At 41.1% G+C, this 26,292-nt stretch carries 30 protein-coding genes; 24 read left to right on the top strand and 6 right to left on the bottom strand.

Annotated elements, in window-relative coordinates; translation table 11 throughout:
* The first annotated feature begins 42 nt into the window (after positions 1-42).
* The 4 genes from NSS78_RS11685 to NSS78_RS11670 all read left to right on the top strand — a co-directional run bounded on the left by NSS78_RS11685 (position 43) and on the right by NSS78_RS11670 (position 3,134).
* The gene (locus tag NSS78_RS11685; RefSeq protein ID WP_050943751.1) at positions 43-819 is read left to right on the top strand and encodes a metal ABC transporter ATP-binding protein; all 777 of its coding nucleotides are present in this window, start codon (positions 43-45) and stop codon (positions 817-819) included.
* Positions 819-1,679, top strand: a complete 861-nt coding sequence (locus tag NSS78_RS11680) for a metal ABC transporter permease (RefSeq protein ID WP_003217436.1) — start codon at positions 819-821, stop codon at positions 1,677-1,679. Before NSS78_RS11685 ends, NSS78_RS11680 begins: the two co-directional genes overlap by 1 nt.
* Positions 1,657-2,085 (top strand): Fur family transcriptional regulator, encoded by a 429-nt coding sequence (locus tag NSS78_RS11675; RefSeq protein ID WP_003217433.1) that lies wholly within the window; start codon positions 1,657-1,659, stop codon positions 2,083-2,085. Before NSS78_RS11680 ends, NSS78_RS11675 begins: the two co-directional genes overlap by 23 nt.
* A 131-nt stretch (positions 2,086-2,216) precedes the next feature.
* Positions 2,217-3,134 carry an ROK family protein gene (locus NSS78_RS11670; RefSeq protein ID WP_212045901.1) on the top strand — a complete coding sequence of 306 codons (918 nt, stop codon included), beginning with the start codon at positions 2,217-2,219 and terminating at the stop codon, positions 3,132-3,134.
* Positions 3,135-3,152: 18 nt separating this feature from the next.
* Here the strand turns inward: NSS78_RS11670 and NSS78_RS11665 are convergent, their stop codons facing one another.
* Positions 3,153-3,731, bottom strand: a complete 579-nt coding sequence (locus NSS78_RS11665; protein WP_050943753.1) for a nucleotidase — start codon at positions 3,729-3,731, stop codon at positions 3,153-3,155.
* Between the two features lie 139 nt (positions 3,732-3,870).
* Between NSS78_RS11665 and NSS78_RS11660 the strand changes: the two genes are divergently transcribed.
* Complete coding sequence (locus NSS78_RS11660) at positions 3,871-4,233, top strand: DUF308 domain-containing protein (RefSeq protein ID WP_003217474.1); 363 nt, start codon at positions 3,871-3,873, stop codon at positions 4,231-4,233.
* Positions 4,234-4,276: 43 nt separating this feature from the next.
* On the opposite strand, the gene ispG is transcribed toward NSS78_RS11660, so the two are convergent.
* Both ispG and NSS78_RS11650 read right to left on the bottom strand, forming a co-directional pair.
* Complete coding sequence (gene ispG / locus NSS78_RS11655) at positions 4,277-5,389, bottom strand: flavodoxin-dependent (E)-4-hydroxy-3-methylbut-2-enyl-diphosphate synthase (protein WP_003217392.1); 1,113 nt, start codon at positions 5,387-5,389, stop codon at positions 4,277-4,279.
* Positions 5,390-5,494: 105 nt separating this feature from the next.
* Complete coding sequence (locus NSS78_RS11650; RefSeq protein ID WP_003217371.1) at positions 5,495-5,797, bottom strand: hypothetical protein; 303 nt, start codon at positions 5,795-5,797, stop codon at positions 5,495-5,497.
* A 190-nt stretch (positions 5,798-5,987) separates the two neighbouring features.
* Between NSS78_RS11650 and NSS78_RS11645 the strand changes: the two genes are divergently transcribed.
* Positions 5,988-6,533 carry a GNAT family protein gene (locus tag NSS78_RS11645; RefSeq protein WP_212045902.1) on the top strand — a complete coding sequence of 182 codons (546 nt, stop codon included), beginning with the start codon at positions 5,988-5,990 and terminating at the stop codon, positions 6,531-6,533.
* Positions 6,534-6,588: 55 nt separating this feature from the next.
* On the opposite strand, the gene NSS78_RS11640 is transcribed toward NSS78_RS11645, so the two are convergent.
* Positions 6,589-7,359, bottom strand: a complete 771-nt coding sequence (locus NSS78_RS11640; protein WP_003217320.1) for a DUF1189 domain-containing protein — start codon at positions 7,357-7,359, stop codon at positions 6,589-6,591.
* A 143-nt stretch (positions 7,360-7,502) separates the two neighbouring features.
* Between NSS78_RS11640 and NSS78_RS11635 the strand changes: the two genes are divergently transcribed.
* The 9 genes from NSS78_RS11635 (at position 7,503) to pstB (NSS78_RS11595) (ending at position 17,106) form a co-directional block, all read left to right on the top strand.
* Positions 7,503-7,988, top strand: coding sequence for a DUF456 domain-containing protein (locus NSS78_RS11635; RefSeq protein ID WP_003217408.1), 486 nt, complete (start codon positions 7,503-7,505; stop codon positions 7,986-7,988).
* Positions 7,989-8,175: 187 nt separating this feature from the next.
* Positions 8,176-8,784 (top strand): superoxide dismutase SodA, encoded by a 609-nt coding sequence (sodA, locus tag NSS78_RS11630; protein ID WP_003217313.1) that lies wholly within the window; start codon positions 8,176-8,178, stop codon positions 8,782-8,784.
* Between the two features lie 122 nt (positions 8,785-8,906).
* Complete coding sequence (locus tag NSS78_RS11625) at positions 8,907-10,193, top strand: MFS transporter (RefSeq protein WP_003217361.1); 1,287 nt, start codon at positions 8,907-8,909, stop codon at positions 10,191-10,193.
* A 122-nt stretch (positions 10,194-10,315) separates the two neighbouring features.
* Positions 10,316-12,451 carry a penicillin-binding protein 2 gene (locus NSS78_RS11620; protein WP_050943970.1) on the top strand — a complete coding sequence of 712 codons (2,136 nt, stop codon included), beginning with the start codon at positions 10,316-10,318 and terminating at the stop codon, positions 12,449-12,451.
* Between the two features lie 214 nt (positions 12,452-12,665).
* Positions 12,666-13,583, top strand: coding sequence for a phosphate ABC transporter substrate-binding protein (locus tag NSS78_RS11615; protein WP_342468123.1), 918 nt, complete (start codon positions 12,666-12,668; stop codon positions 13,581-13,583).
* Positions 13,584-13,662: 79 nt separating this feature from the next.
* Entirely contained in the window at positions 13,663-14,589 is a 927-nt protein-coding gene (gene pstC / locus NSS78_RS11610; RefSeq protein ID WP_003217329.1) for a phosphate ABC transporter permease subunit PstC, read from the top strand.
* Positions 14,589-15,473 (top strand): phosphate ABC transporter permease PstA, encoded by an 885-nt coding sequence (gene pstA, locus NSS78_RS11605; protein ID WP_003217489.1) that lies wholly within the window; start codon positions 14,589-14,591, stop codon positions 15,471-15,473. Before pstC ends, pstA begins: the two co-directional genes overlap by 1 nt.
* A gap of 32 nt (positions 15,474-15,505) precedes the next feature.
* Positions 15,506-16,309 carry a phosphate ABC transporter ATP-binding protein PstB gene (pstB, locus tag NSS78_RS11600; RefSeq protein ID WP_170938397.1) on the top strand — a complete coding sequence of 268 codons (804 nt, stop codon included), beginning with the start codon at positions 15,506-15,508 and terminating at the stop codon, positions 16,307-16,309.
* 14 nt (positions 16,310-16,323) lie between these two features.
* Positions 16,324-17,106 (top strand): phosphate ABC transporter ATP-binding protein PstB, encoded by a 783-nt coding sequence (gene pstB, locus NSS78_RS11595; protein ID WP_034620853.1) that lies wholly within the window; start codon positions 16,324-16,326, stop codon positions 17,104-17,106.
* Between the two features lie 43 nt (positions 17,107-17,149).
* Here the strand turns inward: pstB (NSS78_RS11595) and NSS78_RS11590 are convergent, their stop codons facing one another.
* Entirely contained in the window at positions 17,150-17,650 is a 501-nt protein-coding gene (locus NSS78_RS11590) for an endolytic transglycosylase MltG (RefSeq protein ID WP_003217472.1), read from the bottom strand.
* Positions 17,647-17,994, bottom strand: coding sequence for a hypothetical protein (locus NSS78_RS11585; RefSeq protein WP_003217285.1), 348 nt, complete (start codon positions 17,992-17,994; stop codon positions 17,647-17,649). Before NSS78_RS11585 ends, NSS78_RS11590 begins: the two co-directional genes overlap by 4 nt.
* Positions 17,995-18,415: 421 nt before the next feature.
* Between NSS78_RS11585 and rpmG the strand changes: the two genes are divergently transcribed.
* The 9 genes from rpmG (at position 18,416) to NSS78_RS11540 (ending at position 26,190) form a co-directional block, all read left to right on the top strand.
* Positions 18,416-18,565, top strand: coding sequence for a 50S ribosomal protein L33 (gene rpmG / locus NSS78_RS11580; protein ID WP_012010579.1), 150 nt, complete (start codon positions 18,416-18,418; stop codon positions 18,563-18,565).
* A 48-nt stretch (positions 18,566-18,613) separates the two neighbouring features.
* Positions 18,614-19,174, top strand: a complete 561-nt coding sequence (locus NSS78_RS11575) for a 5-formyltetrahydrofolate cyclo-ligase (protein ID WP_106029145.1) — start codon at positions 18,614-18,616, stop codon at positions 19,172-19,174.
* Between the two features lie 78 nt (positions 19,175-19,252).
* On the top strand, positions 19,253-19,717 hold the full coding sequence (locus NSS78_RS11570; protein ID WP_137054971.1) for a hypothetical protein: 465 nt from the start codon (positions 19,253-19,255) through the stop codon (positions 19,715-19,717).
* Between the two features lie 89 nt (positions 19,718-19,806).
* On the top strand, positions 19,807-19,980 hold the full coding sequence (locus tag NSS78_RS11565; RefSeq protein ID WP_212045904.1) for a hypothetical protein: 174 nt from the start codon (positions 19,807-19,809) through the stop codon (positions 19,978-19,980).
* Between the two features lie 86 nt (positions 19,981-20,066).
* Complete coding sequence (locus NSS78_RS11560; RefSeq protein WP_309216942.1) at positions 20,067-21,605, top strand: rhomboid family intramembrane serine protease; 1,539 nt, start codon at positions 20,067-20,069, stop codon at positions 21,603-21,605.
* A gap of 70 nt (positions 21,606-21,675) precedes the next feature.
* Positions 21,676-21,879 (top strand): YqgQ family protein, encoded by a 204-nt coding sequence (locus NSS78_RS11555; protein ID WP_034620832.1) that lies wholly within the window; start codon positions 21,676-21,678, stop codon positions 21,877-21,879.
* Between the two features lie 13 nt (positions 21,880-21,892).
* Positions 21,893-22,846, top strand: coding sequence for an ROK family glucokinase (locus tag NSS78_RS11550; RefSeq protein ID WP_003217302.1), 954 nt, complete (start codon positions 21,893-21,895; stop codon positions 22,844-22,846).
* Positions 22,847-23,059: 213 nt separating this feature from the next.
* Positions 23,060-24,979, top strand: a complete 1,920-nt coding sequence (locus NSS78_RS11545; protein ID WP_212045907.1) for an LTA synthase family protein — start codon at positions 23,060-23,062, stop codon at positions 24,977-24,979.
* Positions 24,980-25,065: 86 nt separating this feature from the next.
* A complete protein-coding gene (locus tag NSS78_RS11540; protein ID WP_212045908.1) occupies positions 25,066-26,190 on the top strand; it encodes a M14 family metallocarboxypeptidase in 1,125 nt (374 codons plus the stop codon).
* Positions 26,191-26,292 lie beyond the last annotated feature (102 nt).

Genomic DNA, 26,292 nt, shown 5'->3' with positions numbered 1-26,292 from the left:
TCGTAATCATTCTTTTTATATTGATTAAAGGTGGAAAGATTCATGGCAAAGCCAATTATTGAAATGAAGGACATTTCGTACTCGTATGGACAGCGAAATGTCATAGATCACATTCATTTAACAGTCGAGGAAGGAAATTTTCTAGCACTTGTTGGACCGAATGGATCTGGTAAAACAACCTTATTAAAGTGCCTGCTTGGGCTCATTAAACCACAGCAAGGTGAATTAAAGCTATTTGGCACGCCTGCTTCAAAATTTAGAGACTGGGATCAAATTGGATTTGTTTCTCAAAAGGCGAATAGTTTTAATACAGGTTTCCCTGCTTCTGTTTACGAAGTCGTCGCAAGTGGATTGACGGCGAAAATAGGTTTATTCAAACGAATGAGCAAGCAGGACAAATGGCAAGTTGAGGAAGCCATTCGTTCAGTTGGGATACAAGATTTAAAGCACCAAAACATCGGGGAACTTTCAGGCGGTCAGCAGCAGCGTGCCTTTATTGCACGTGCGCTCGTCAGTCAGCCGAAGCTGCTCATTTTAGATGAACCGACGGTTGGGGTAGACCAGCGGACAGTAGAAGGCTTTTATCAGCTGCTCGAAACATTAAACAAAGAAAAAGGAATGTCTTTAATTCTCGTCACACACGACGTGGGCACCGTTTCTGATAAAGTCACCCATGTGGCTTGTTTAAATCAGACACTTCATTTCCACGGAGATGCAGCAACGTTTGATTCAATGGATGATCAGGCGTTATCTCAATTTTACGGACATGACATTCAAGTGATTCATCACGATCATCACCATCATGGGGGACATGAATAATGCTATTTCCATTTTTTCATTATGAATTTTTACAAAATGCGTTTATCGCAGGAATGCTGATCGGTTTTATTGCGCCCTTGCTTGGTGTATTTATCGTCGTGAGAAGGCTCTCGCTGATTGCAGACGCCCTCAGTCACGTATCACTTGCCGGTATTGCAGCTAGTTTATTTCTTGATAAAAAGTTTGGCCTCTTGACAGGGGTAAGCCCGCTGTACTTAGGGATGGCGTTTTCTGTTGCCGGTTCGTTATTTATTGAACGCCTGCGCTCTGTGTATAAGCATTATCAGGAGCTGGCGATACCTATTATTTTATCAGGCGGTATCGGGATTTCCGTCATCTTCATTTCACTAGCGAATGGCTTTAATACAGATTTGTTTAGTTATTTGTTCGGAAGTGTCAGTGCGGTGTCGAGATTAGATCTTTGGATTGTTGTTGGGATCTCACTCGTTGTGGTGTTAGTTGTCGTGCTTTTATATAAAGAATTATTTTTACTTTCTTTTGATGAAGAGCATGCAAAGGCTTCTGGTATTTCAGCGAAATGGATTCATTTTATTTTTATCTTAGTTGTCGCACTTGTCATTGCGGCATCGATGCGTATCGTAGGTACACTACTTGTCTCTGCGCTCATGACACTTCCTGTTGCGGCAAGTATCCGCATTGCTAAAGGGTTCAAACAGGCGATTTTCCTTTCGATCTTGTTCGGTGAATTGTCTGTATTGGCGGGATTGATCTTAAGCTATTATCTAGATTTAGCGCCAGGCGGAACCATTGTGATGCTGTCCATTTTGATTTTAATCGGATGTATTTTTATTGGAAAATTCAAAAGGGGGAATCATCATGAACGTACAAGAAGCGCTTGATTTATTAAAGGAAAAAGGCTACAAGTATACAAGCAAACGTGAAGACATGCTTCAACTGTTTTCTGATTCTGATAAATATTTGACTGCTAAAAATGTGCTGACGGCACTAAGTGAAGACTACCCGGGTCTTAGCTTTGATACGATTTACCGAAACCTGTCGCTATATGAAGACTTAGGTATATTAGAAACAACGGAATTGTCAGGTGAGAAGCTTTTTCGTTTTAAATGTTCCTTTTCTCATCACCACCATCATTTTATTTGTCTGACATGCGGTAAAACAAAGGAGATCGATGCCTGCCCTATGGACAAGTTAGACGCCGATCTAGAGGATTATCACATTAGCGGACATAAATTCGAAATATACGGAACGTGTCCTTCCTGCGAACCGAAGGAAGTTCACTCATAAAACAGCCAGCCGCAGAGCTGGCTTTTTCTCTTGTCTTTTTGAAAACGTTTTACAAAGGGCGGCTGTTTCATTAAAATGAGAACAAGGTACTGAAGAAATTTGTGTCTTTTGGAGTAAAGGGAGGGTCAAAAGTGGCGTATTATGTCGTGTTTGATGTAGGCGGGACGAGAACAAAACATGGATTAATGGATCGGGATGGGGGGCTGGTCACGAGCGGTGACTATGAAACGAATTGCCGTCAGCTTGAACCGTTTTTAGAAGCGATGGCGGATGTGGTCAAACAATATCAGAGAACGTCAGATGTCAGCGGAATCGCCATTAGTCTTCCGGGCTTTGTGGACAGTGAAACAGGTTATACAGAATTTGCAGGAGCCATCATTGCCTTAAATGGTCAAAATGTAAAAACTCTTTTAGAAGAGAAAACCTCTCTTCGTGTTGAAGTTGAAAATGATGCGAACTGTGCAGCTCTTGCAGAAAAATACAGTGGCCATGCGAAAGAGTGTGACAGTTTTATTTGTATGACGCTTGGCACAGGTGTTGGCGGTGGTATTTTCGCTGGCGGTCAGCTTGTACGCGGGGCTTCCTTCCGCGGCGGTGAATTTGGCATGATGCTGACAGAGACAGACAATGGACAATTTACAACACTCAACAGCAGTGCTTCAACAGCTGGTTTAATTCGCAGCTATAAAGAAAAGCAAGGAATTCCTCAAAGCACGCAAATAGACGGTCAAGCCATTTTTGAAAAGGCAAAGCATGATCCGTCCATTGAAAAGCTAGTGGATCAGTGGTACAAGCGAATCGCCATTGGTATTTACAATGTAGCAACTGTCCTTAATCCTGAGAAAATCCTCATTGGTGGCGGTGTAAGTGCAAGACCAGATTTGCTATCAAACATTGAGAAACATTTACATACTCTGCCTGCGTGGAAAAACATTCAAGTGAAGATGGAAACGTGCTATTACTTGAATCAGGCAGGCATGAAGGGAGCGCTGTACCATTTCCTCATGACAGAAGGGAAGCTTGCTCCATCAAAAAAGCCGATACATTAGAGTATCGGCTTTTCTGTATTAATAAGCAGTTTCCAAACGCTGCTCGTATTGTTTAATCCATTGAGATGCTTCCTGCCAGTTGTTGACACGTATAATCCTGTCGTCAATGGGCATTTGATTATATGGGGAGTTAAAAAGAATAACCGGGATGTCAGCCTCTTTTGCAATCATTGTGGCATTTCCATGATGATCCTCGAAAAACACATCAATTTTGTGCTTTTGAACAGCTTCGAGCTTATGATGACCGCCAACCAGCTCAATGTCATCATAGTGTACGTGATGTTTGTGAAACCACTCGTAGGTGATATCCGCATGATGCTGCCTTCTCGCTGTAATATAGATCAGCCTGTGTTGATGTTTCATTTGATCAAGCATCTCTTTTGCGTCCTTAGCAGGCTTTGCCTGTTTATATATAAGAGGCTCATGCTGATTCATCCAGCCCCAAAACTCTTCTTGAGAAATATTTAAAAGCTTCGTCAAATCATATTCTGTCATATCATCTAGTGTCATGGCACATTGGAACGACTCATTTAAATAGGGAACAAAGGTGTCCTGCGCCGTCACTGTGCCATCTATATCAATTCCTAAACGTAACATGCCCACACTCCTCATTTTTATACTCTTAAAGTGTAACATAATCAATTCACAATTCCAGCAAGTTTTAGCAAACATGAAACAGACATTTTTGCTCATACTAAAAAAGCTCCTTTCTATTAACCAAAAGGGGGAATTGATCATGGAAAGAGACGAAGATTTCAGAAGAAATGATCGTGAAATCGACACACACTTTAGTAATGATGATGGCTATCTAGAGGAAACAGCTGCTGAAATTGCAGAGCCATATCAGGCTTCAAGAGATCGAGTAGACAGACGAGAACGTGACCAAGTAGGTGACGATTCAGGCAGTAAGGGGATAGGCTATACAGCACTCGCGATTGCGATTATCTCGTTATTTGTCTTGCCGGTGCTATTAGGAGTAGCGGCAATCGTCGTTGGTTATATTGCAAGAAGAAAAGGAGCACATGCGCTTGGCGCATGGTCAATCGGGATCGGAATTGTTTCCGTCATCCTTGGCATATTTATCACCCCGTTCTTTTAACAAGAACAGAAAAACGCCTGACAGTGACGTCAGGCGTTTTTTGTTATGCGTTGGCTTTTGCTTTTTCAGCTTCCATTTTTGCATAATGCTCTTCAGCAATTTTATCGATTTCTTTTTTCAGTTCTTCGACCATTGTTTCTTCTGGCACTTTACGAACAATTTCACCTTTACGGAACAATAGGCCTTCTCCTCTAGCTCCGGCAATTCCGATATCAGCTTCACGCGCTTCACCTGGACCGTTTACAGCACAGCCAAGAACAGCTACTTTAATCGGTGCTTTAATCGTGGAGATATATTCTTCGACTTCATTTGCAATGCTAATGAGGTCAATTTCAATTCGTCCACAAGTTGGGCAAGAGATCAGTGTGGCTGCATTTGCTGCAAGACCAAATGATTTCAACAGTTCACGTGCTACTTTTACTTCCTCAACTGGATCAGCACTTAATGAGATGCGGAGTGTATTCCCAATCCCCATATTCAAGATAGCGCCGAGACCAGCTGCACTTTTAACCGTACCTGCAAATAATGTACCTGATTCTGTAATTCCAAGGTGAAGAGGGTAGTCAAATGCTTTTGCAGCTTTTTCGTACGCCTCAATCGCTAGGTTGACATCAGATGCTTTCATGCTGACGATGATATCATGAAAATCTAGATCTTCAAGAATTTTAATGTGGTGCAGTGCACTTTCGACCATACCATCTGCTGTTGGGTAGCCGTATTTATCAAGAATTTTTTTCTCTAATGAACCAGCGTTTACCCCAATACGGATTGGAATGCCTTTTTCTTTTGCTGCTTTCACAACCGCTTCGACTTTTTCTCGTCTTCCGATGTTTCCTGGGTTGATTCGAATTTTGTCTGCACCTGCTTCAATCGCTTTCAGTGCAAGCTTGTAGTCAAAATGAATATCGACAACTAGCGGGATGTTGATCTGTTTTTTTATGTCTGCAATCGCATTTGCTGCACGCTCGTCTGGGCATGCGACACGCACGATTTGACAGCCAGCTTCTTCAAGACGCTTAATTTCAGCTACTGTCGCTTCGACATCATGTGTTTTGGTTGTTGCCATACTTTGAATGACAACCTCATTATTTCCACCTATAGTTAAAGGTCCCACTTTGACGGGACGTGTTTTAGTACGATGTGTGACTTCACTCACTTGTCAATCGCTCCTTAGTGTACAAGCAATTCTTTGCCATGTACGTCTTGTTTTACAGTTCATATTGTAACAGTCTCTTTGTATGAATGACAAGGAATTAACGTTTTATCTCTTATATACCGGAAACTTATATGTGCTACCTGCCCGAATTTCGTTTGCTTTGACGCCTTGATTCAGCTCTTCAAAATCTTCAATGACTTCATCAAGAGGCTTACTTGTATGGACGATAGAGACGACGGTTTCACCTTGTTTCACTGTGACGTTCTTATATGCTTTTTTCTCAGGTGTTTGAAAGGCATTTGCAGGGACAGCTGGACCTTCTTCAACGGGAATGGTGCCATTTTTTAAATCAAAAAAGATAATAAAGAGGACAAACAAACTGATTAGCAAAAAAATAATACGCCGCATTTCACTCACCGCTTTTAAGAGTTTACTTCAGTCTATGCGTGTCCCGAAATGATAGAACCAATATGAGGAAAAAAGCTGGAAAGGGAGGTTCTAGTTCGTTCTAGTGTGTCTTGTATTGAATTTACGCTCGGCGGTGCTTTTTCAAGCTTCTATCACGATTATGATAAAATAAAAGCAGGGGGGAGAGTTTATGAAGAAAATCAGTCAGCATATATATGTGAGAGCGCTAACAGAAGAAGATGCACAATCACTACTCGTACTTGAACTTGAGAATCGCTCCTATTTTCAGCAATTTACACCTTTGGTCAAAGATGATTTTTTCACGTTATCTCGTCAAATTGAACGAATTCAGCGCAGTGTGGAAAGATGCGTACAGGATGAAGCCTACATGCACGGTATTTTCTTAAATGAAACAGATGCCTTAATTGGGACAATCTCATTAAATTCTGTCGTAAGAGGCCCGGTAGAAGGAGCTTGGCTGGGGTATGTACTTGATGAAAAGCATGGCGGGAAAGGGTATATGACAGAAGCCATTCGTTTAATCATCGATTATGCCTTTGATGAGCTGCACCTGCATCGTATTGAAGCTGGAGTAAAGCCGAGTAATATAGGTTCCATTCGTGTGCTTGAAAAGACAGGTTTTGAAAATGAGGGACTCAATCGTAAAAAAGTAAAGATTAATGGCGTGTGGGAAGATCATTATTTGTTTGCGATCATTCATCCGGATGAATCATAGAGAATGCACATACATAAAAAGCTCCTCCAAGTTGGGGGAGCTTTCATATACTAAATTAATTTTTGACAAGTGGTTTATGTTTAGCGGGTATTTCCTTTACAACAAGGTATAAAAAGATAAAGTTAATGACCCAATTTAATAAAAATGAATTCGCAACAGGCGTGTTTAATGCACTCATGATGGCGAAAAAGACTGTTGTTAATGTGAGTGAGTAAGCAGAGAGCTTCCATAGCATTTGGAAGGACAGCTCTTTTTGCTGCATGCGTTTAATAAATGTACCAAGCATCGCAAGGAAAGTTGCGCTAATGAACATGAGAGCCGCAGTTGATAGATATAGCAGCACACAGATGACTGGGATAATAATCGCTTGATTCTGATTTGTGACGCGGGCAAGTTCGTCTTTTGTCAGCGTCCCACCAAGCAGCTGATACGGGATATCTGTCATTTGCCCATCAATAGCAATCACAGCTTTTTCTTTTAATAATGCGATGGCCGTTTGCTTTGATTCAAGCTCACTTGCTTTTATTTTTTCAGCAGGATCAAAAATGATCGTAATGCCGTTTTCTTCTTTTTCTATCGGTTCACTTTGATCCGCTTGAAGCTTTCCTTTTTCGATTGAGAAATCAGGTAAATCTTTTTTGATCACATGCTGAAATCCTGACATCGCATTCGAGATCTCTTGACTCATATGATAGCCCTGCGGAACTGCTGCGATGATCGAAAGGATAAAAATGAATAAAATCGCTTTGCCAATCCCTGTAAACCGTGCTTTCGCAATATCTTTTGGTGAATAAATGCCTTTTAACAATAGTTTAAATACGTTCAATCAATTCACTTCCTACATTCTTTTCTATTTCTCATATTGTATCAATGTCTATCTAACAAGTACAAGTATGGCCTTCATTGCTGGTTAAGATAGAGGGAATGAGGCATAATGTATACAGCAAATAAAAAGGAGGCGGCTGTGACTTGGACGTGCTGTATTGGATTCTGATCATTTGTGCATTTATCATTGCATTTGTTGGACTTGTTTATCCAATTATCCCTAGTGTGGTTTTTATGGTTCTCGGATTTATTCTATATGGTTTCTTTTTCAGCTTCGAGCCGCTGACACTGACGTTTTGGCTCATTCAAGCCGTATTTACCGCGGTATTATTTGCGGCAGATTATGTCTCGAACCTGATTGGGGTCAAGCGTTTTGGCGGCAGCCGTGCAGCTATTTGGGGAAGCACCATTGGGTTATTAGTCGGTCCTTTTGTGATTCCGATTGCAGGAATTATCATTGGTCCATTTATCGGAAGTGTTATAGCAGAGCTCCTTGTTCATCAAAAAGATGTGAAGACAAGTGTGAAAGTAGGATTAGGCTCGTTAATCGGATTTATATCAGGTGTATTTGCCAAAGGATTGATTCAAGCGCTGATGCTGGGCATCTTTTTATTTTATGTCCTTCGATAAATAGAAAAAGGGCGTTTAAAACTCTTTCTAAAGGGCTAAATACAAAATAAACACTGAAATGTTTCAGATCATGAGCAATAACGTTGAAACAAGCCAATTCTTTTGATACTCTTTGAGTAGGGTGAATTGCTTGCTTACGACCTAAGGAAGCATTTCAGTACATACATTTCTAAGGAGGAATTTAACCATGGCTTTTAAACTTCCAGAATTACCATATGCTTACGATGCATTAGAACCACATATCGACAAGGAAACAATGACGATTCACCACACAAAACACCACAACACATATGTAACAAACTTAAACAAAGCAATCGAAGGTGTATCAGCTCTTGAAGATCAATCAATCGAAGAGCTAGTGGCTAACCTAAACTCTGTACCTGAAAACGTACGTACAGCTGTACGTAACAATGGCGGAGGACATGCTAACCACTCATTATTCTGGACGCTTCTTTCACCAAACGGTGGCGGCGCACCAACTGGTGAACTTGCAGATGCAATCGAAAAAGAATTAGGCGGATTTGAAAAATTCAAATCTGATTTCGCTGCAGCAGCTGCAGGACGCTTTGGTTCTGGTTGGGCATGGCTTGTTGTGAACAATGGCAAACTTGAAATCACAAGCACGCCAAACCAAGATTCTCCTTTAACTGAAGGAAAAACACCAATTCTAGGACTTGACGTTTGGGAGCATGCTTACTACCTAAACTACCAAAACCGTCGTCCTGATTACATTTCAGCTTTCTGGAATGTTGTGAACTGGGATGAAGTGGCTCGCCTTTACAGCGAAGCTAAATAAACCATTTGATTTGAAAAGACCTGCTCTTTAGAGAAGCAGGTCTTTTTATATTTTCCCTCCTTTTTTTACATATCTGCCTTTTGATGAGACAGACTATTGTGTAGAAAAGGAGAATGAAATATATGAGCAGATTAAAGAAAATGTTCGGGGACATGGATGTTACAAGAGATTTAATGCTCCTCCTCACGATTGGCGGATTATACGCACTTGCCATTGCACTTTCTAATACGTTTGTAAACGTGTATTTATGGAAACAGTCTGGGAAATTCACAGATCTTGCGATTTACAATCTGGCTATTGTTGTGCTTCAGCCCATTACATTTTTATTCGCAGGCCGGCTTGCTAAAAAAATAGACCGGGCGTTTGTCCTTCGTTTCGGCGTGATCTTCTTAGCCGCTTTTTACTTAATTGTCTTAATAGCAGGAGAGCACGCGGCCGCGCGGCTTGTTTTATTAGGGAGTGTCCTTGGGATCGGCTATGGTTTTTACTGGCTTGCTTTTAACGTACTTACCTTTGAGATCACCGAGCCTGAAACAAGAGATTTCTTTAATGGGTTTCTCGGAGTCCTCACCTCTACAGCTGGCATGATCGGTCCACTGATCGCGGGTATTGTCATTTCTCAATTAACAGATGATACGGGCTATACAGTGATTTTTACTTTATCGCTAATTTTGTTTTCATTAGCGGTTGTGATGAGCTTTTTCCTCAAGAGAAGGCAGTCCAAAGGAAAATTTATCATCAAGCAAATATGGAAAGAACGCCATGCCGACGAGAATTGGCGTAAGATTACAACAGCTCACTTTTTTCAAGGGCTTCGTGAAGGGGTCTTTGTCTTCTTAATCAGTGTCTTTGTGTTTATCGCAACAAACAGTGAGCTTGCTCTCGGGACATTTGGTTTGGTGAACTCAGGTGTTGCCTTTTTCGCTTATTTCTTCGCTACGCGTTTGATTAAGAAAAAATGGCGTAAGAAAGCCATTATGCTTGGCGGGCTGATTTTATACGGCGCCTTGTTCTTAATCGTCTTTCACTTGTCCTATGTATCACTTCTCATGTATGCGGTAGCCATCGCGATAGGATATCCGCTTCTGCTTGTTCCATATGTTTCCTTAACATACGATGTCATCGGTCATGCAAGGTATGCAAGGAAAGCCCGAATTGAATATATTGTGGTCAGGGAGCTGTTTTTAAATGCTGGCCGTATTTGTTCCATTGTGTTGTTTCTTCTGTCTGTCACTTTACTTGGTGATGAGCTCGGGATACCTGCATCTCTTGTTGTGCTTGGAGCGGGACATACCCTCATTTATTTCTTTGTAAAAGATATTCATTTGAAAGAAAAAACTGCTGATATGAAAGAGGCAGACGGTCAAAAGCCAGTTTCTCAGACGAACCTTATTAAGGGAGAAAGGTAAAATTTCTTACCAATGGAACATCAAATTTCTAGATAAATAATAGAAAAACCGCTAAAATGATGATGGCACCTTTTATACACAAAAAGGGGTGCCATTTCTTTCTTGATAGAAAAGGTGATGTGATGAGAAACAAGAAAAACAAAAAAGACGTGAAGGAAGGGCGCAAAACACTTCCACTTCGGCTGAATTTACTATTTTTAGCTGCGTTTATTATTTTTACCGGTGTTGTTGTAAGACTCGGATTTGTACAAATTGTCAATGGAGAAGATTATAAAAAGCAGGCAGAAAAACAAGAGGATGTGAATGTCAGCTCATCTGCTCCGCGCGGAAAAATTTACGATCGAAACTATAATACGATTGTCAGCAATAAAGCGCTAAATGCCATTACATATACGAGAACCTCGACGACTTCACAAGAAGAGCGGCTCAAAGTGGCTACAAAATTAGCGGATATGATTCATGTGAGTACGAAAAAAATCACCGATCGTGACAAAAAAGATTTCTGGATTTTAACGCACCCGAATGAAGCGAAAAAGCTTGTTCAAAAGGAATCGGAATTAAAGGGTGACGATAAGGTCGCTGATGATAAATTATATGAGCTTCAGCTGAAACGCATCACGGACAAGGAATTAAATCAACTGACGAAAAAAGACTTACAAGTGCTTGCGATTAAAAGACAAATGGATGCAGGCTATGCACTTACGCCTCAATTCATTAAAAATGATGATGTGAAGCCAAGCGAAATTGCTTACGTCTCTGAGCATTTGGACGAGCTGCCAGGTGTGGATGTCACAACAGACTGGTCACGCAGCTATCCGTATAAAGGACTGCTTCGCAGTATGCTCGGCAGCGTGTCCTCAAGTGATGAAGGACTTCCGCAGTCACTTCTTGAACATTATTTATCGCTCGGCTACAGCCGAAATGACCGTGTAGGAAAAAGCTATCTAGAATATCAATATGAAGATGTCCTGCAAGGCCAAAAGGAAAAAGAGCAGAGTACAACTGATAAAGAGGGCAATGTGACAAGCTCTAAAGTGCTAACAGAAGGAAAGAGCGGGAAAGACCTAGTTCTCACCATTGATATTCAGCTGCAAAAAGCAGTAGAAAAAATCGTTGAAAAGAACTTAAGAAGTGCGAAACAAAGAGGCGGGACAGAGCTTCTTGATCGTGCGTTTGTTGTCATGATGGACCCTAGAAATGGAGAAGTTCTCTCCGTTGCGGGGAAACAGATTTCAAACAAAAACGGAAAATACAAATTTGATGACTACGCATTAGGAACAATGACTTCATCCTATGCGATGGGCTCAGCTGTAAAAGGGGCCACTGTACTGACGGGATATAAAACAGGCGTGATTCATATTGGAAGTACCCAGTACGATGAACCGCTGTATATCGCGCAGTCACCGCCTAAGAAATCCTATCAAAATATGGGACTCATTAATGATTTAACGGCACTCGAGCGTTCATCTAACGTGTATATGTTTAAAACAGCGATTGCCGTTGGAAAAGGGGAGTATCGTAAGAACCAGCCGCTCCCAATCGATCCGAAAGCTTTTGATACATTCCGTTATAATTTCAGTAAATTTGGTCTTGGTGTCAAAACAGGGATTGACCTGCCAAACGAAGCGACAGGCTACCGGGGAACGTCTACACAATCTGGTCTCCTGCTTGACTATGCAATTGGACAGTATGATACGTTTACACCGCTGCAAATGGCGCAATACGTTTCAACGATTGCCAATGGCGGATATCGTTTACGTCCGCAGCTTGTTAAAGAAGTGAGAGAGCCAGATCCGCAGCGCGGCATTGGTGCTGTAACAGAATCCGTCAAACCGGACGTATTGAATAAGCTAGACATGACAGGTGATGAGATCAAGCGTGTTCAGCAAGGCTTCAAGCTTGTCATGCAGAACCCAAGAGGGACGGCCTACTCGAACTTTGGCAACAAAAAATATAACCCAGCTGGCAAAACAGGAACCGCTCAATCATTCTATGACGGCCCAATTAAAAGCAAACGCGGCACACCAACATATAACACAACACTTGTTGCGTATGCGCCTGCTGATAATCCAGAAGTGGCCATTTCCGTCGTTGTACCATGGGTGTATCAAGACTACAATCAGCGCTATCCAATTACAAATGATATCGGTGAACAAGTATTAGACAAATACTTTGAGCTAAAATCAAAACAGGAAAGCAATGATACACAAGCGAAGAACAAAAATAAAATTGAAAATGAAGCAGAAACAAATGACTAGACCTTTTCTAGGTAAAAACGCTCACTTTTTGTGGGCGTTTTTTTACGTTTTCTTCAAAATTTTCGAGATAAATTGACAAAATACATAAAAAACATCGCAAGATCTCTACAAAACTTCGACATTTACAAAACCTTAACATTCCATTTAAACGAAATTAATAAAGAACCTTTAATGTATTACTCGTAGGACAAATTATTCAGGGGGTATTCTTGAAATGAAAAAGAACAAATTATGGCTGCTTACTTTCCTTACTATCGCATTGTTAGCATTCATCACAGCATGCGGAAACAGCAGCTCAAGCGGAGATTCAAAAGACAGTAAAGGAAATGCTTCAAACAAAGATGAGGCATCAGGTTCCATTACCATCTCAGGATCATCTGCGATGCAGCCTTTAGTTCTTGCGGCAGCAGAAAAATTCATGGATAAACATCCAAAAGCCGATATTCAAGTACAAGCCGGCGGTTCAGGAACAGGACTTTCTCAAGTGTCAGAAGGATCTGTACAAATTGGTAACTCAGATGTATTCGCAGAAGAGAAAGACGGAATCGACGCAAAAGCTTTAACAGACCACAAAGTAGCAGTTGTTGGAATGGCCGCAGCTGTAAACCCTGAAGTGGGTGTCAAAGACATCACAAAGGACGAATTGAAAAAAATCTTCACTGGTAAAATCAAAAACTGGAAAGAGCTTGGCGGGAAAGACCAAAAAATCACTCTTGTGAACAGACCTGACTCTTCAGGAACTCGTGCAACATTTGTGAAATATGCACTTGATGGTGCAACACCTGCAGAAGGAATCACAGAAGATTCTTCAAACACAGTGAAAAAACTGATTGCAGAAACGCCAGGTGCGATTGGATACCTAGCATTCTCTTATTTAACAGATGACAAAATTACACCGCTTAGCATTGATGGTGTGAAACCGGAAGAAAGCAATGTAGAAAGCGGTAAATATACAATTTGGGCTTACGAGCATTCTTATACAAAAGGTGAGCCAGATGGTCTAGCAAAACAATTCTTAGATTACCTCATGAGTGATGAAGTACAAAAAGAAATCGTCAAAGACCAAGGCTACATCTCAGTTGCTAATATGAAAGTAGAAAGAGACGCAACAGGCAAACAAACAGATAAGTAAGAGGTCTTGAATTGCTGATGAAGGAAAAGTGGAGCTTTTCACTTTTCCTTTTATGACATTCATAGGAGTGTAGAAAAAGATGAAGCAGATAGAACATACAGAAGCGAGCGATCGACTGATCAGCTCGAAGAAAAATAGGCAAATGGATGAAGTAAGAGGAAGTATTTTGGTGAGATTTTGCGCATTCTTAATGATTGCTGTATCAATCGCCATCACCATCTTCCTTGGCATTAAGGGTTTACAATCTTTCATTGTAAATGGTGTAAGCCCAATTGAGTTCTTAACCAGTATCAATTGGAACCCAACAGCAGAAAACCCGCAGTACGGCGCATTTCCTTTTATCTTCGGATCAATCGCCGTCACGCTCCTATCGGCACTCATTGCAGCGCCACTAGGCATCGCAGGCGCAATCTTTATGACAGAAATTGCACCTGCTTGGGGACGTAAAATCCTCCAGCCAGTCATTGAATTGCTTGTAGGGATTCCATCCGTTGTTTACGGATTCATAGGTCTTACAGTATTGGTGCCGTTTATCGGACACTTCAAGTCAAGCGGCTCAGGGCATAGCGTGCTAGCAGGAACGATTGTCCTGTCTATTATGATCCTGCCAACCGTTACATCCATTGCGACTGATGCAATGGGTTCACTACCAAAAAGTTTACGTGAGGGATCGTACGCATTAGGCGCAACAAGATGGCAAACGATTAGACGTGTGCTTGTCCCAGCAGCTCTGCCAACATTAATGACAGCGGTCGTTCTTGGCATGGCTAGAGCATTTGGAGAAGCCCTTGCTGTACAGATGGTCATTGGAAACACGCGTAATTTACCAGAGAGCATTATGGATACAGCTGGTACATTAACAACCATTATTACGTTAAACATGGGTCACACAACGTATGGAAGTGTTGAGAACAATACACTTTGGTCAATGGGACTTGTCCTTCTAGTTGTATCATTTATGTTCATACTCATTATCAGATACTTGTCGTCTAGGAGGAAGATTTAATGAATAGCAAAATGACCGATCGTTTTGCCACATTTATATTTGGATTATGTGCTGCCATTATTACGGCGATTCTCGTTGGTTTGTTTTCTTATATCATTTTCAACGGTGCAAAAGAATTAAATTTCGACTTTTTGACAACCCGCTCAAGTGCGATTGGCTCTGGCGGCGGCATCAGGGATCAGCTGTTTAACTCGTTTTATATTTTGTTTATTACGATGCTGATTACAGTACCGCTTGGCGTCGGCGGCGGAGTGTATATGGCAGAGTACGCTCCTCAAAACAAAGTCACAGACTTTATTCGTACATGTATCGAAGTGTTGTCTTCACTTCCGTCTATCGTCATTGGTATGTTTGGTTTACTCATGTTTGTGAATTTAACAGGCTGGGGCTATACGATTATTGGAGGAGCTCTTGCGCTCACTGTGTTTAACCTGCCGGTGATGGTCAGGGTGACAGAAGATGCGCTGCGCTCTGTACCGAAGGATCAAAAGGAAGCATCACTAGCGCTTGGTGTAACGAAGTGGCATACAGTCAAAACGGTCCTTATTCCAGGTGCGCTTCCGTCTATTATCACTGGTGCGATTTTAGCATCAGGAAGAGTCTTTGGTGAGGCGGCTGCTCTTCTTTTTACAGCAGGTCTCTCCACACCGCGCCTTGATTTCACAAACTGGAGTCCTTTTTCTGATACGTCACCGCTGAATGTGTTTAGACCGGCAGAAACATTAGCCGTTCATATATGGAACGTCAATACACAAGGAATCATTCCAGATGCAGAAGCCATCGCAAATGGTGCATCAGCTGTACTTGTGCTTTCAGTCTTATTATTCAACTTAGCAGCTAGATGGCTTGGTTCATTTATTCATAAAAAGCTTACGTCAAAATAATGTGAGAGAGGTGTGAAGGGGATATGGTTCAAATGCTAGCAGAAAAAAAAGAGATTGCAGCGAAAAAGGCTCCACTTCAGGCGGAACAGATTTTACAGGTGCAGGATTTAAGCATTTATTATGGTGAAAAAAGAGCGGTCAATCACATTTCATTCGAGATTGAGAAGAATGCAATTACTGCATTAATCGGTCCATCCGGCTGCGGGAAGTCAACCTTTTTACGCAGCATTAACCGCATGAACGACTTAATTCCAGGTGCGAGAAGTGAAGGGGCGATCATGTACGAAGGATTAAATATTTTGGATGACCGTATTAATGTGGTGAATTTAAGAAGAGAAATCGGCATGGTCTTCCAAAAACCAAATCCATTTCCTAAATCGATCTACAATAACATCACCCATGCGTTAAAGTATGCCGGGGAAAAAAGAAAATCTGTGCTTGATGATGCGGTTGAGGAAAGCTTAACAAAGGCGGCGTTATGGGATGAGGTCAAAGATCGTCTGCACCGATCTGCTTTGTCATTGTCAGGCGGTCAGCAGCAGCGACTTTGTATTGCACGTACACTTGCGATGAAACCTAGTGTCTTATTATTAGATGAACCGGCTTCTGCCCTAGACCCTATCTCAAATGCGAAAATTGAAGAGCTATTAGGCGAATTAAAAAATGATTATTCAATCGTCATTGTGACACACAACATGCAGCAAGCGCTCCGTGTATCAGACCGTACGGCCTTTTTCTTAAACGGAGATCTAGTAGAATATGATGCCACAGAACGTATCTTTACACGTCCTGCACAGCAAAAAACAGAAGACTATATCAATGGTCGATTTGGATAAGGCGGGTGGATTTGATGAATGCAGTAGCAACTAAAGCAGCAAAAAAAGAAGTGTTTCGTGTGAATGATATGAATCTTTGGTATGGACAGCATCATGCATTGAAGCATATTGACTTAGCGATTAGAGAGCATGAAGTCACAGCGATTATCGGCCCGTCCGGCTGCGGAAAATCAACGTTTATTAAAACGTTAAATCTTATGGTCAAAACAGTGCCAGGTGTGAAAATCACCGGGGATATGATGTATAAAGATGACAACATTTTAAAAGGTCGTGTCGATTTAGTGGAGCTGCGTAAAAATGTCGGGATGGTGTTTCAAAAAGGGAATCCATTCCCTCAGTCAATTTTTGATAATGTCGTATACGGACCAAGAATTCACGGAGTAAAGAGCAAGCAGCAATTAAAAGAAATCGCGGAAAAAGCGCTTCGAGATGTTGCACTTTGGGATGAAGTGAAAGATCGATTAAGTGCTCCCGCTCTAGGCCTTTCTGGCGGTCAGCAGCAGCGTCTTTGTATTGCAAGAGCCATTGCTACAAGCCCAGACATCTTATTAATGGATGAACCAACATCAGCGCTTGATCCTGTCTCAACATTAAAGATTGAAGAATTGATTATGAAATTGAAAGAGAAATATACGATTGCCATTGTGACGCATAACATGCAGCAAGCGGCTCGGGTATCAGACCGAACGGCATTCTTCTTAATGGGGGAGCTTGTTGAGGTCAATGATACGAATGTGATGTTTTCTGAGCCAAACGATCAAAGAACGAATGATTATATATCTGGTCGATTTGGATAAGAAAACCCCCCTGGAGGTCAGTGCCGCCAGGGGGGTTTTGTTGTTATTTTGTTAAGGCTTTGACAATCTGTTTGAATGTCATTCCTGTTTTTAAATTGAACTTGCCTGCACGAATTTCTTTATGGTAGCCGGCGTCAATTACGTAATCATTAAAATCTTTAGACGAGTTGATGATGCCGTCCTTTTCAAGCATGTCTGAAACATCACTTGTACTCATACCGTTTTTAATCACAAATTTGATCGATTTGCCTTTAGGCTTGTCCTCTTTTTGTTGATCACTTTTAGAATCTCCGTCTTCATTTGCCTTCAGCGCTTTTTCCTTATAGTCAAGAAGCTGCTGGTACGTTTCACGGCTGACAGTGACTTCTTTTTTGGAGTCTAAATAGTTTTTCACGTCAGTGTCTGTTACTTTCTGTGCGAGGGTTTCTTTTGTTGTTGTATCAGCTGCTGCCTCGTCTTTCCCAGTGAGGAAAAAGACAATCGCAAGAACCCCAGTTGCAAGAATCATACCTGCTGCAAACGTTTGGATGCTTTTTTTCGTCATACAAGCACCCTCTCGTTGTCTTTAATGATCATGTTGACATCTTCTACAGATACATGCTCAGCGCGCGCAATGGCCTCAGGAGACATGCCATTTTGGTGCTTTGAAATGATCTGTCTTGCGATGGATGGATCAATTTCTGAATGCTTGCGGACGACGATGTTTGTTTCAAGTAATTCTTCTTCAAGCACTTTCATTTTCTTTTTCAGTTTATAGATTTCTTGCATTGCAGATAGTTGAAGTGTTTCAAGTTCCTGCTCGACTTCTTTAATCGGTTCTCTTTGAAAATATGAGAATGCGATCAGTACAATACTGACAACAAGCAATCCGATAATTGCAATTTCCATGTTTCATCACCTTTTATTCATATTTTAATGCTGAAAGCCATAAAAGGCTTCCAAGATTGTTTCAAACAGTTTTCGACCCTTCTTTTTTATACCATAAAAAAGCTAGTTTCAAAAGGAATTGCTGAAGAAAATCACCTTTTTTTCATCTTTTTTCTTTTTATATGTAAAACGGGTATGAAAACCTTGCCTCGCTGTCAAAATAAATGAAAGCGGCGGGGAGAAGAGGGTCTCTCATGTATACAGTACGACAAAGGATCAGGTTTTATAGGGGAGCAGACGATTTTTCATGACATAAGCATGCGATATGTAAGTGGATGCACTCAAATTGAAATTGGTGAAAAAACATTCTAGCATTCCTAAGCTAGAAGTGGTATTATAGTTAGGTCTGAATGTGAATTGATTTTAGTTTGGAGGGAAAAATATGCGCGTAAATATTACTCTAGCTTGCACTGAATGCGGTGAGCGTAACTATATTACTAAAAAGAATAAGCGAAACAATCCAGATCGCGTTGAATTCAAAAAGTATTGCTCACGTGATAAAAAACAAACTGTACATCGTGAAACAAAGTAAGCAGCAGGGAATTTTCCTGCTGTTTTTTTATGATGGGAGATGATCTGTATGAAAAAGGAGCTTCGCCTTCAAACATTAGCCAAGCTTGATCAAATAAGCGCTGAAGAATTTGAGCGCAGCACGGCTTTACTTCATGAGCACTTATTGCAGCTGCCAGCATGGAAACAGGCGAAAACGATCGCTTTGACGATGTCTAGAGGAAAAGAGATACCGACAATGCCTCTAATTGAAAAAGCGTGGGAAGAAGGAAAAACAGTATGTATCCCTACCTGTTTTCCGAAAACAAAAGAGATGATGTTTTATGAATATACACCCGAAACAAAGATGACATCCAGCTACTTTGGGCTATTGGAACCAGACCCTCAAGTATCAACAGCTGTACATAAAGAAACCATTGATTTAATCATTGTGCCTGGGGTATGCTTCGATCAAAAAGGCTACCGGATTGGATTTGGGGGCGGCTATTATGACCGCTACTTAGCTGACTATCACGGGGGAACCATTGCACTTTGTCTGTCTTTACAGCAAATCAGGCATGTGCCGACTGAAGCGCACGACATACCGGTGTCTATGATTGTCAGTGAAAAAGGCACGTTATATCAAAAGTAAAAGTCCGCTGATTGTCCAAAGAACGGGCTTTTTGTTGTTTCATAAGGTCATGGCATTTTAGCTGATAGGAGGTCCGTTTTGAAAAAATTTCGTGGAAAGAAAAGATACTTCCGCAATATGTGGGAGGAAGTGAATACTTGTGATCTCAAACTTGATCAGGATTCATGGTTTTATTTTTGGCATACGCACCTTGATTTTTTTGGGGTCGGGGAAAATAGCTTAAAAATAAGAAGAGAGCATATCAAAGCCCATATCGCTTTATATCATAGGCTGTTAAAACAGCTTGAAGGCTTTGAAAAGCCATACCAAACATGGATTTGTATTCACGAACATGACCCTGGTTTAGACGCTGTATATGTTCATACACCAAATCCATACGACAGTTACTTCCCTCACAAGATGGAAGAGGTAGAGCCGAATTGTAAGCTGCCTCATACGTTCAAGGATTTAATCGATCTTCATCAATTTGACGTTTCTTATGATCAATCCGAGTGTGAAGAGGTCTATTATATTCAATCAAAAGAACAAGGGATTAGAGTGTGAAAGCATATCGCATGGTAAGCGATAAAAATGATGGTTCATGCATAAACACATCCTATTTAAGCCACGATACGAACATAGGAGGGAATATGATGAATAAAATGATTTGGAGCATTGTGTTCACATTGTTTGCATTCGTTCTCGTGCAAAATCGTTACCGGCTGATGAATTTGATCTTAGGTCAAAATCAAGTGCGTCACTTTGTTATTAAGTGGCTGATGAAAATCCCATATTTTCGGACGAAATTTATTCGCCAAGCATTCTAATCCCGCAGACGCCGGGATTTTTTTGTTCAGAAATGCGGATCAGAACGATTCTTGTTATAATAATGTAAAAAATGGAGCGCGAATGAATGAATGTCATAGATAGTTTATTTTGGCGAGTTGTTGATGAATTAAGACAAAAAGGGTACGAGATGATTCAAAGTCCGTTTCCAGAAGATGAAATATTTTTTGAAGCACCACGAAACTCAGGGTATGATCTCATCCGTCTATATAGAAAAGATGTGAATTTTAAACAGGAGATCGTTCGAGATATCGAAGAACAGACGTATCGGATGGATCAGCTGAGAGAGGCCATGCGTAAACGTTCTCTGCATCTCTTACAGCTCCAATTTACAGCTGACGACCCTGTAGATGATTGGGAGGACCTAAACGGTCAACCGCAAAAAAAGCAAAAGGTGACGGTTACACCTGTATTACTGAATGCAGACACTCTTCAACACGACGTAAATGAGCTGCAAAAATGGCTCAATACATCGCTGACAGTGGATGTAGAAGAGGCAAAAAGAGACACAGCTGAAGATGTCATTCAGCTTAAAGTGAGCGTACTTCAAGCATTTGATGATCAGGAAAAGCAGCGTGAACGAGAACGGGCCGTTTTTCAAAATGGCAGACCGATTTTCACCTACCTGTTCATCGCTGTTCAAGTGGTGATGTTTCTTTTACTTGAACTATTTGGAGGAAGTACCAATACGGCAACTTTGACAGCGTTTGGTGCTAAAAATAATGGGCTGATCTTAGATGGAGAATGGTGGCGCCTGATTACACCGATGTTTTTGCATATTGGCTTGACACACTTACTCTTTAATACATTTGCTCTTTGGTCTGTCGGAGCGGCTGTTGAGAAAATTTATGGCTCATGGAGATTTTTGCTCATCTATTTCATTTCCGGCATTTTTGGTTCCATAGCGAGCTTTGTCTTTAATACGGCCATCGCAGCCGGTGCATCAGGCGCGATCTTTGGATGCTTAGGTGCACTATTATATTTGGCAATTTCTAACCGCAAGCTCTTCTTCCGGACGATGGGGACAAATATTATTGTGATCATCCTCATCAATTTAGGGATCGGCTTTACCGTATCAGGTATTGATAACGCAGGGCACCTTGGCGGTCTGGTTGGCGGTTTTTTAGCGGCTTTAGCTGTCCGGCTTCCTAAACAGGTGAAGCCTGTCAAAATGTTTCTTGCTAGTATTGTTCTACTGTTGATTGGTGGTTTTGGATTGTATACAGGGTTTCATTCAGACGATCAAAAGGAAGCGGCAGCAGTAAGTGAGGCAGCAAGTTTATTTGATGACAAGAACTATAACGAAGCAAGTAAACGTCTAGAGGAATATGTATATCAAAAGGATGCATCAGCTGAGGCTCTACATATATATGCACTATCGGAAGCCCAGCTCGGACACCTTGACAAAGCGATTGGATTTTTACAAAAGTCGCTTAAAAAAAATCCAGATGATCCAAATAAACTGTATCATTTATCGTTGTTGTACGTAGAAAAAGGAGAGACAGCGAAAGCAGAGGATCTAATAGAAAAAGGGTTAGACCAAGATCCAAAAAATGATCAATTTTTAAAGCTGAAACAATATATTGAAAACACGCAAACACATTGAATGACTTGACTGAAAGCGCATTTATGAATACGCTTATCCTATCTGTTGATGAGAAGAAATGGTGAAAACAATGAAAACGTTATATGATGTACAGCAGCTGCTCATGAGATTTGGAAATTATGTGTATTTCGGAGATCGTGAAGTGGAATTAGATTTTATGGCAGATGAACTGAAGGAAATGTATACATCGGGCATTATTGACCGGACAGAATGGTTAAACGCAATGACGATTCTTCAAATGGAACTAGCCAAATTAAATCGAAAAACAATGTGAAGGTGGAGGGCATATGATCGGGGATTGGTTTGTAGGAGTAGATCTTGGCGGTACGACAATTAAGCTTGCGTTCATTAATCTATATGGTGAAATTCAGCATAAGTGGGAGATTCCTACGGATAAATCAGGGCAGACGATCACAGTCGATATTGCCAAATCAATTGACCACAAACTAGTCGAAATCAGTATGCCCAAATCAGCGCTGATTGGGATTGGAATGGGTGCACCTGGGCCTGTAGATAAAGTATCTGGGATTGTCTATAAAACAACGAATCTCGGCTGGACAAACTATCCACTCAAAGATCACCTAGAGGCAGAGACCGGACTTCCATCTGTCATCGAAAATGATGCGAATATTGCTGCACTCGGTGAAATGTGGAAGGGTGCAGGCGATGGTGCAAAAAACATCCTGATGGTCACACTTGGCACAGGTGTTGGCGGCGGCATTATTGTAAATGGTGAAGTTGTTCAAGGTGAGACAGGGGCTGGCGGAGAAATTGGCCATATTTGTGCCGTTCCATTCCAAGGAGCACCTTGTAATTGCGGGAGAACAGGCTGTATTGAAACCATTGCATCTGCGACTGGCATCGTCCGGCTTGCAAAGGATAAATTAGTAACAGAGCAGCATACATCTTCACTTGGCACGCTTACTTCGCTGACTGCTAAGGAAGTGTTTAAGGCCGCTGAAAGTGGAGATGATCTTGCCATGCGTGTCGTAGAAGAAGTGACGACTCATCTTGGGCTTGTGTTAGCGAATCTTGCCAGTGCGTTAAACCCAACAAAAATCGTGATTGGCGGCGGTGTTTCAAAAGCAGGTGAGCTCCTTCGCAGTAAAGTAGAGCGCGTTGTTAAGCATCACGCATTTCCGCCTTGCGCTGATGATGTCGAAGTCGTGATTGCCTCTCTCGGAAACGATGCAGGAGTCATCGGCGGTGCATGGATGGCAAAAAACAAATGGTTGTCTTAAACAAAAAAGTCATCATGATGTCATTTTTATTAAAAAAAGCGATAGATGGGCATGAAATGAAATGTTTAGCATATTCATAAGTTTGTCATGAGGAAAAAGACATTGATTTTCCAGCACATACAGGATAAGATATAGTTTAGTTATTTTTGAAGAAGCACCAATAATTAGGGTGTATCCCTAGCTTGAGTGCTCGCTTAGCATAAGGAGGTTACAATGCGAAAGAAAAGATTAAAGGCGATTTCATTTTTACTGATTGCGACATTGCTCATGTGGGTCAAAACCTATGTTATCTATAAATCTAGCTTCAATATTAAAATAGAAAATTTCATGCAGGAGTTCATCCTGTTTATTAATCCGCTTAGCTTTATCTTGTTTATCTTCGGAATCGGTTTATTTATGAAAGAAAAAAATCGCAATCGATATATCATCGTGACGAGCTTTATTCTGACATTTATTTTGTTAGCTAACATTGTGTTTTACCGATTCTATAGTGACTTTTTAACCATCCCCGTCCTATTTCAAACAAACAATATGGGTGACCTCGGGTCAAGTATTACCTCTTTAATTGAACCAGTCGATTTTCTAATGTTCGTTGATATTATCATTTTAATGTGGCTCTATAAAAAGCAGCCTTCCTTTAGAACGGATGTCACCATTTCACGAAAAGAACGAGCAGCCTATTATTTATTTGTGGCAGCGACTTTCTTCTTTAACCTTGGTTTGGCTGAAACAGAGAGACCAGAACTGCTCACTCGCTCATTTGACCGTGAGATGCTGGTAAAAAATATCAGCTTATATAATTTCCATATTTATGATGGAGTGCTGCAATCGAAGCAGTCTGCTCAACGAGCCCTTGCTGACAGCAATAGCTTAACAGAAATTGAAAACTATATAAGTGCAAATCAAACCGACCGTAATGAAAAGACGTTTGGTCAAGCAAAAGGACGAAATGTCATTCTTGTCTCACTTGAATCTACACAAAGTTTCGTGATCAATGAAAAACTAAACGGGAAAGAAATCACCCCGTTTTTAAACAAATTAATCAAGAAAAGCTACAACTTTACTAATTTCTATCATCAAACAGGTCAAGGGAAAACATCTGACTCAGAGTTTATTGTTGATAACTCTCTCTATCCACTTGGAAGAGGGGCTGTGTTCTTCACAAATCCAAGCAATGAGTTTACAGCCACACCTGAGCTGTTAAAGGATGAGGGGTACCATTCTTCTGTCATTCATGCGAATAACAAAAGTTTCTGGAACCGTGACCTGATCTACGATAGCTTTGGCTACGATAAGTTTTTTGATATTAAATCATTTGATGTAAATGAAGAAAATTCAGTTGGCTGGGGGCTGAAAGATGGTCCATTCTTCGAACAGTCAGCGGAATTGATGAAATCGATCCCGCAGCCTTTCTATACGAGATTGATTACATTAACGAATCACTTTCCGTTTGATCTAGATGAAGAAGATAAGCTCATTGATGAATATGATTCTAAGAGCAAAACGCTAAACAAATATTTCCCTACAGTGCGTTATCAAGATGAAGCACTTAAGCTTTTCTTTAAGAAGATGAAGGAAGCTGGGTTATACGATAACTCCATTTTTGTTTTGTATGGGGATCATTACGGAATTTCAGAAAACCATAACGAAGCCATGGGGCAATTTTTAAATAAAGAGATTACGCCATTTGAAGAAGTACAGCTTCAAAAAGTCCCGTTTGTTGTACACATTCCAGGGATCACAGACCAACATCCAAAAGAAATTGATACGGTAGGTGGTCAGGTCGATCTCCGCCCAACTGTACTCAATCTATTAGGAATTGATACAAGTAAACAAATTCAATTTGGCCATGATCTTTTATCGAAAGATACGAATAATTTTACCGTGCTTCGTGATGGCAGTTTTATTACGAAGGACAGTGTTTTCACAGATGGTGTTTGCTACAATAAAAAAACGGGTGAGCCAAGAGATGATGAGACTGTGTGTCAGTCTTATGAAGAGAAAGCAAAGCAAGAGCTCCAATTCTCTGATCAAATCATCTATGGGGATCTCCTTAGATTTTATGACCGGAATAGCCCGGACCATTCTCCATCCAAAAAAGAAGATGAAACTCAGCTAAAAAAGGCGTCCTAACATACGAGAAAACCTCTGTTATTTTTACATGCAGAGGTTTTCTTTTTTGGTCTGCCGGCTCATATAGTATGAGAGGAGGGATGTAAATGAAGACAACGTCGTTTGGGAAAATTGAATGGCACCTAGATGGAGAGGAAAAGGATCATGTAGCAAAGCAGTTAGGGATAGGGAATGCAGCTTTCCATTTATCCAATCAAATCAGCAATGAGTACCTCCTTTTACCGGGATACCGACTTCCGGAAGGCATCCATTCATTTTCTTCCATAGGTGAGCTGCAGAAATTTATTGCGCCTTACAGGCTGCAGCAATCCGATGATTGGATCAATGGAACCTTTGAATATGATAGTGCTCAATTAGAAGAAGAGCTGAGCTACTTGAAAGCCGCATTTCCTTTTCTTCAAATGAGCATCATAGGTCATTCAGTGCTTGATACACCTATTTATGAAATCCGAACAGAGCCTGTTCAGCATTTACATTCTATTCATTTGAATGCCTCTTTTCATGCAAATGAATGGATCACGACGTCTGTTTTAATAAAATGGCTGAAATCGCTGTGTTTGGCTGCATCTGACCCGGTGCAAGCAAGGCATCATGAAGCCGTTCATATTTTGCGAACCACAGCTCTCTCTATCGTACCATTGGTGAATCCAGATGGTGTGGATCTCGTACGAAATGGACCAGAGTCACTTGGTCTGAGCAGTGAAGAATTCACACCGCTACATGATGGATATGCTGACTATCAGGAGTGGAAAGCAAATATACGAGGGGTGGATTTGAACAATCAATTTCCTGCTTATTGGGAGATCGAATACTACCGTCATGAGACTAAGGCTCCGTCCAATCGAGGTTTTCCTGGGTATCAGCCGCTAACAGAGCCAGAAGCGAAAGCGATGGCAAATCTAGCGTTACGAAAACGCTTTGACAGGCTTGTTGCTCTCCATACACAAGGGGAAGAGATATACTGGGGGTTTCTTGGTCATGAACCAGCCATCTCAAAAGAAACGGTCAAACGATTCGAACAAGTAAGCGGCTATAAACCGGTTCAATATCTTGACAGCTATGCAGGCTATCGCGATTGGTTTATTTATCAATGTCACAATGAGGGGTATACAGTCGAGCTTGGCCTAGGAAAAAATCCTCTTTCCATGAATCAATTTGACACGATCTATGAGAAAACAAAGCGGTTGTTATGGGAAGCATGTAAGTGTTAAAAAGCACCTGTCAGGTGCTTTTTACATTTGAACATGAAGCAATTTCTTATTGTCAATAAAAATAATGTTAGGGCAATTGACGAAGGCCGCCTTGTGAGCTAT

This window comes from Bacillus sp. FSL W8-0920, from assembly GCF_038593215.1.
Classification (GTDB): domain Bacteria; phylum Bacillota; class Bacilli; order Bacillales; family Bacillaceae; genus Bacillus; species Bacillus pumilus.
The sequence above is the reverse complement of the archived record's forward strand: the minus strand, read 5'-3'. Positions and strand labels throughout refer to the sequence as shown.

Bases quoted from the DNA above. Each gene is read 5' to 3' on its own strand.
- NSS78_RS11685 (WP_050943751.1), top strand. From the start codon at position 43: ATGGCAAAGCCAATTATTGAAATGAAGGACATTTCGTACTCGTATGGA.
- NSS78_RS11680 (WP_003217436.1), top strand. From the start codon at position 819: ATGCTATTTCCATTTTTTCATTATGAATTTTTACAAAATGCGTTTATC.
- NSS78_RS11675 (WP_003217433.1), top strand. From the start codon at position 1,657: ATGAACGTACAAGAAGCGCTTGATTTATTAAAGGAAAAAGGCTACAAG.
- NSS78_RS11665 (WP_050943753.1), bottom strand. From the start codon at position 3,731: ATGTTACGTTTAGGAATTGATATAGATGGCACAGTGACGGCGCAGGAC.
- NSS78_RS11660 (WP_003217474.1), top strand. From the start codon at position 3,871: ATGGAAAGAGACGAAGATTTCAGAAGAAATGATCGTGAAATCGACACA.
- NSS78_RS11650 (WP_003217371.1), bottom strand. From the start codon at position 5,797: ATGCGGCGTATTATTTTTTTGCTAATCAGTTTGTTTGTCCTCTTTATT.
- NSS78_RS11645 (WP_212045902.1), top strand. From the start codon at position 5,988: ATGAAGAAAATCAGTCAGCATATATATGTGAGAGCGCTAACAGAAGAA.
- sodA (WP_003217313.1), top strand. From the start codon at position 8,176: ATGGCTTTTAAACTTCCAGAATTACCATATGCTTACGATGCATTAGAA.
- NSS78_RS11625 (WP_003217361.1), top strand. From the start codon at position 8,907: ATGAGCAGATTAAAGAAAATGTTCGGGGACATGGATGTTACAAGAGAT.
- NSS78_RS11620 (WP_050943970.1), top strand. From the start codon at position 10,316: ATGAGAAACAAGAAAAACAAAAAAGACGTGAAGGAAGGGCGCAAAACA.
- NSS78_RS11615 (WP_342468123.1), top strand. From the start codon at position 12,666: ATGAAAAAGAACAAATTATGGCTGCTTACTTTCCTTACTATCGCATTG.
- pstC (WP_003217329.1), top strand. From the start codon at position 13,663: ATGAAGCAGATAGAACATACAGAAGCGAGCGATCGACTGATCAGCTCG.
- pstA (WP_003217489.1), top strand. From the start codon at position 14,589: ATGAATAGCAAAATGACCGATCGTTTTGCCACATTTATATTTGGATTA.
- pstB (WP_170938397.1), top strand. From the start codon at position 15,506: ATGCTAGCAGAAAAAAAAGAGATTGCAGCGAAAAAGGCTCCACTTCAG.
- pstB (WP_034620853.1), top strand. From the start codon at position 16,324: ATGAATGCAGTAGCAACTAAAGCAGCAAAAAAAGAAGTGTTTCGTGTG.
- NSS78_RS11590 (WP_003217472.1), bottom strand. From the start codon at position 17,650: ATGACGAAAAAAAGCATCCAAACGTTTGCAGCAGGTATGATTCTTGCA.
- NSS78_RS11585 (WP_003217285.1), bottom strand. From the start codon at position 17,994: ATGGAAATTGCAATTATCGGATTGCTTGTTGTCAGTATTGTACTGATC.
- rpmG (WP_012010579.1), top strand. From the start codon at position 18,416: ATGCGCGTAAATATTACTCTAGCTTGCACTGAATGCGGTGAGCGTAAC.
- NSS78_RS11575 (WP_106029145.1), top strand. From the start codon at position 18,614: ATGAAAAAGGAGCTTCGCCTTCAAACATTAGCCAAGCTTGATCAAATA.
- NSS78_RS11565 (WP_212045904.1), top strand. From the start codon at position 19,807: ATGAATAAAATGATTTGGAGCATTGTGTTCACATTGTTTGCATTCGTT.
- NSS78_RS11560 (WP_309216942.1), top strand. From the start codon at position 20,067: ATGAATGTCATAGATAGTTTATTTTGGCGAGTTGTTGATGAATTAAGA.
- NSS78_RS11555 (WP_034620832.1), top strand. From the start codon at position 21,676: ATGAAAACGTTATATGATGTACAGCAGCTGCTCATGAGATTTGGAAAT.
- NSS78_RS11550 (WP_003217302.1), top strand. From the start codon at position 21,893: ATGATCGGGGATTGGTTTGTAGGAGTAGATCTTGGCGGTACGACAATT.
- NSS78_RS11545 (WP_212045907.1), top strand. From the start codon at position 23,060: ATGCGAAAGAAAAGATTAAAGGCGATTTCATTTTTACTGATTGCGACA.
- NSS78_RS11540 (WP_212045908.1), top strand. From the start codon at position 25,066: ATGAAGACAACGTCGTTTGGGAAAATTGAATGGCACCTAGATGGAGAG.